A 3,454-nucleotide genomic window follows, 5' to 3' on the forward strand; every position below is an offset into this window, starting at 1 on the left:
GACCTGAACCTGATCCTGCCGTAGATCGACGGTTCCTACACCACCCCGCGGGACACGACCAGATTGCACTCTCGATAGCGCCTAGCACTGTACCACCAGCTAAGACCCAGCCAGGTGATCCGATGAAGCCAATCCCGGCAGAGAAGCCCCCCATCTTTTCCTGCGCCGAAGCGAGCATTCCGTGCCAGCGAGCCACTGCCTTCGCATGAAACATTTTGACCTCTAAAATCTGGATCAAGCGATGCGGCGTCTCAACTTCAAGAACTTTTGACATAATCTTCGATCAGTTCTGTATTAAAAATGGGCTGCCTCACGGTCAAGAGACAGCCCAAGGTTCCAGAAATGGTCAAGTTAAGAACAATGACCGAAATGCGCTTTATCACAGAGCATCTTTCATGCAACGGTGTAATCCAATCGAGGTGTTATTAATGAATTTCAATTGGTGATGGCCTCAAGATTGTGCAGTGGTTGAGACGGGCTGGTTGAGAATGCGAACCCAATCAACCTTGGCCTGTACACGCTCATGTGTGTTGCGACCCATGCATCGCATGGATGCGAAGGGAGCACATTTCGCTTCATAGCCGAGGCTATCGTTGTGAACCGGCTGTTTTCAAGGATGGCATGCCTTATCCGCGCCCCACATACTCAACCTGGTTCGACAACGCCGGCGCATCCAAGTTGGAACATCCTTTCGGAAACCGCGTCATTTGAGCACAACGTGCCTTGGAATCTCGCGGTGAATCGACAGTAGGTTGCTGACAGATGAAAATTTTTTGCTTGTAGCAGAAATTTATCGTGCTGCTGTTAGCTAAGTCAATAGGTTAATGGCTAATTATTGATGTATGGAATCGACGCCATAAAATACTGCTTCAGACCGGCAAGCTCCCTAGCAAACTACGCATATGCGTGCTTCTTATCGAGACGATCGTAATGCGTTGAGGGATTAACAGAGTTAAAATTTTGAAATATTCGACACTCTCTTGAGAGTTAAAAGGTCGGACAACATAACGCGATTTTTAACTTGAACTTAACTCAGATTTTCATAGAAAAGGCTTAGCGAGCACAAGGTAATGCAATCTGGTTCGCAGCTGGCCCGTCGCAGTCCCCCCCCCCCCCCCCCCCCCCCCCCCCCCCCCACCCGAATGACATGCGACGGGCCGGCCTTTTTAGCCCTGATGATTGGATCGTGCTTTCCTGACACAAGTGTCGCTAAGTGTGCCGAGCTTCACTTATGTGTCGCGTTGTAGAGACACACCGTCAAACCGAGCATGCAAACGCTCGTCTTTTCCGCTCGGACACAGGTGAGAGGGTATCAAGGGTCTCGTCCCATGGCGCAGTGTACGCTCTATAGACGCTTGCACTGATGGCCGTTTGCCGGCACGGTCGCCCAGGAAGCTATGAAACTGATTATCCCATTATTTTTTTGGGATTTTGTATGCCTGAAACGGTAACAACATTTGATGCCGTGGAAAGAAGCATAAACCTATTCAGTTCCGCATTGACGCTTGGGCATGATATGTCTGATCCGCTTCAGTGGATTGCGTGCGTTATGGCTTTGCCAGCTCTAATTATTCTTTTAGTTTATCTTCAATCGATTTTGACCCCTCCTGCTGGAGCGAACACACACAGCGACAGCGAAGATAAATCTTCTTGATCGAAGTCTGTGACCAAAGGGGTTTATTCAGGAATTTCCCGAGGTATTCGTCTTGTTGAGCGCCGGCCCAACTTCCTCATATGATTCAGTTAATTGTAAGCTACTTCCGCCGATAAACACAATCAGCGTTCCATCGTCAGCGGGTTGATAGTAGGCTATCGATTCTCGAATGACGGTCACTGGGTTTCCGTCGGGCAGCGTGAATGTTGCTTCCACCTCGCAACTCCTTCGCAAACGTTACCTCTTGGCCTGATAACCGCCAAAACAGGCGTCGGTTGCAGGAAGCCCAAATCTCAGACTAACCTTCCCTTTCTCATCCGCGAAACCTTGCGCCGATCGGCCGCGCCATTTGCGCGGCTGATCGGCATGACTGGAGGATTTGATATTGCATCAGGGCGCTTTTGGTTCGTCCTGGGCCTGCAAGCGGTTTTGCGCGTCAGTCGCGATCTTTCTGTAAGCGTCAAGCATCGCAAGCGAAGTGATCTTGCCGATGTCAGTCGATGTGTATGATCCTCCGAGCGCTCCGATACCGATATCAAGAAGCAGGCCCCCGCCGACCAGGCTCACATCCTTCTTCCGACCAGCCCCCGTGGCGACGGCCCGCTGAACGCCGGTCTTCACATCGATCAAAGAAAGCATGATCTGGCTTTCGAGGGTCTTTGTCTTCAGACCAACCGCGGATCCGAATGATCCCCCTAGACCTCCGCCACCGCCTCGGCTGTTTGCGTCCGAATAGAGGACCTGGGCACTGATTAGGTAATCTGCCGCAGTCAATGTCGCTTGGGTTAGCGCTTGACCGTTCGCGACTGAGCCACCGGCCGCAAGATTTCGTTCACGCTGCAGCGCGTCAAATGCTCCACCTCGTTCGACGACGAGGAAACAGTTTGATTTGGCGGCCAACAGTTTCAGGAGAGGAAGCGGATCTACTCTCGCGGTAGATCCCCCATTCTGGCGTTCAGCCATTTGGATCAATGCCCGCATCCCTGGCGGAATTTGATCCTCTGCGCTTGGGGCTTTGTCTTCTACCAGCGCGACGGAACCAAGGGGCTTCGAGCATTGTGGGAGATCGACGTTTTCGTCGACACCGGTTCCTCCCTTGCCGATCTTTTGGGCGAAGGCAGACGATGAGAGTGATGCCGCGAACACGGCGGCGAGGATATAGCCTTTCATTCGACGTCTCCGAAAACAGTGAAAGAACCTGTGCTTTTGTGTGCGATGCGTTTTGTTTTTCTAATCAAGACGTCCCGCTTCGCCCTGGCATGTAGAGATCGGGATGAGCGTCAAAGACGTTCCTGATGTGTCGGCGCACGCTCTCTACGGAAGGCTTTTCACCTGCCGGCAACCGTAGGGTGGAGTAGCCAGCTGCTGCGGTCATACGGTCACGCTGCGCGTCACTCCTGGAGTTGTGTGTGCGATCGTCGAGCTCGATCAGCAAGACGATGCGGCCTGTCGACTTTTCCTCAACGACATAATCGACCCGCTTGCTGGAAAATCTGTTTCGGACGGTCGTTGACCGCGACCGGTCAAGGCCCTTCTGAGGTGCGAGAATGGCGCCAAGCGAGACTTGGGCATGAACTCGCGCCCATGGGATCGCCATTTCGATATAGGTTAGCGTCCGGCGCTCTATAGGGGTCATAAGCGGCCGAGGACGGACGTTTGTCGGGAGTACGCCCCTGCGCTTTAGGAGCGTCTTCGCAATGCCCGCCAAGAGAACAATCACGAGGATAGGCAGCAAATTTGTTAGCGTCCGCGCTCGTGGTGTAATTTCCGGTTTAGATTGAGGCGATCGCATGGGGTGGG

The 3,454-nt window shown here is 52.8% G+C and carries 4 protein-coding genes; 1 reads left to right on the forward strand and 3 read right to left on the reverse strand.

Going from position 1 to position 3,454, the window contains the following annotated elements; translation table 11 throughout:
- The first annotated feature begins 1,435 nt into the window (after positions 1 to 1,435).
- Positions 1,436 to 1,654 carry a hypothetical protein gene (locus tag NTCA1_RS28025; protein ID WP_159832478.1) on the forward strand — a complete coding sequence of 73 codons (219 nt, stop codon included), beginning with the start codon at positions 1,436 to 1,438 and terminating at the stop codon, positions 1,652 to 1,654.
- A gap of 27 nt (positions 1,655 to 1,681) precedes the next feature.
- Here NTCA1_RS28025 and NTCA1_RS28030 read toward each other — a convergent pair whose 3' ends face one another.
- The 3 genes from NTCA1_RS28030 to NTCA1_RS29250 form a co-directional block, all read right to left on the reverse strand.
- Positions 1,682 to 1,870, reverse strand: coding sequence for a hypothetical protein (locus tag NTCA1_RS28030; RefSeq protein ID WP_159832479.1), 189 nt, complete (start codon positions 1,868 to 1,870; stop codon positions 1,682 to 1,684).
- Between the two features lie 174 nt (positions 1,871 to 2,044).
- Positions 2,045 to 2,824, reverse strand: coding sequence for a CsgG/HfaB family protein (locus NTCA1_RS28035; protein WP_159832480.1), 780 nt, complete (start codon positions 2,822 to 2,824; stop codon positions 2,045 to 2,047).
- A gap of 64 nt (positions 2,825 to 2,888) precedes the next feature.
- Positions 2,889 to 3,446, reverse strand: a complete 558-nt coding sequence (locus tag NTCA1_RS29250; RefSeq protein ID WP_374705223.1) for a DUF2726 domain-containing protein — start codon at positions 3,444 to 3,446, stop codon at positions 2,889 to 2,891.
- Positions 3,447 to 3,454: the final 8 nt, after the last annotated feature.

It is taken from the genome of Novosphingobium sp. TCA1 (assembly GCF_009811895.1).
Taxonomy (GTDB): domain Bacteria; phylum Pseudomonadota; class Alphaproteobacteria; order Sphingomonadales; family Sphingomonadaceae; genus Novosphingobium; species Novosphingobium panipatense_A.

Coding starts and splice junctions, on each gene's coding strand:
- NTCA1_RS28025 (WP_159832478.1), top strand. CDS start 1,436: ATGCCTGAAACGGTAACAACATTTGATGCCGTGGAAAGAAGCATAAAC.
- NTCA1_RS28035 (WP_159832480.1), bottom strand. CDS start 2,824: ATGAAAGGCTATATCCTCGCCGCCGTGTTCGCGGCATCACTCTCATCG.
- NTCA1_RS29250 (WP_374705223.1), bottom strand. CDS start 3,446: ATGCGATCGCCTCAATCTAAACCGGAAATTACACCACGAGCGCGGACG.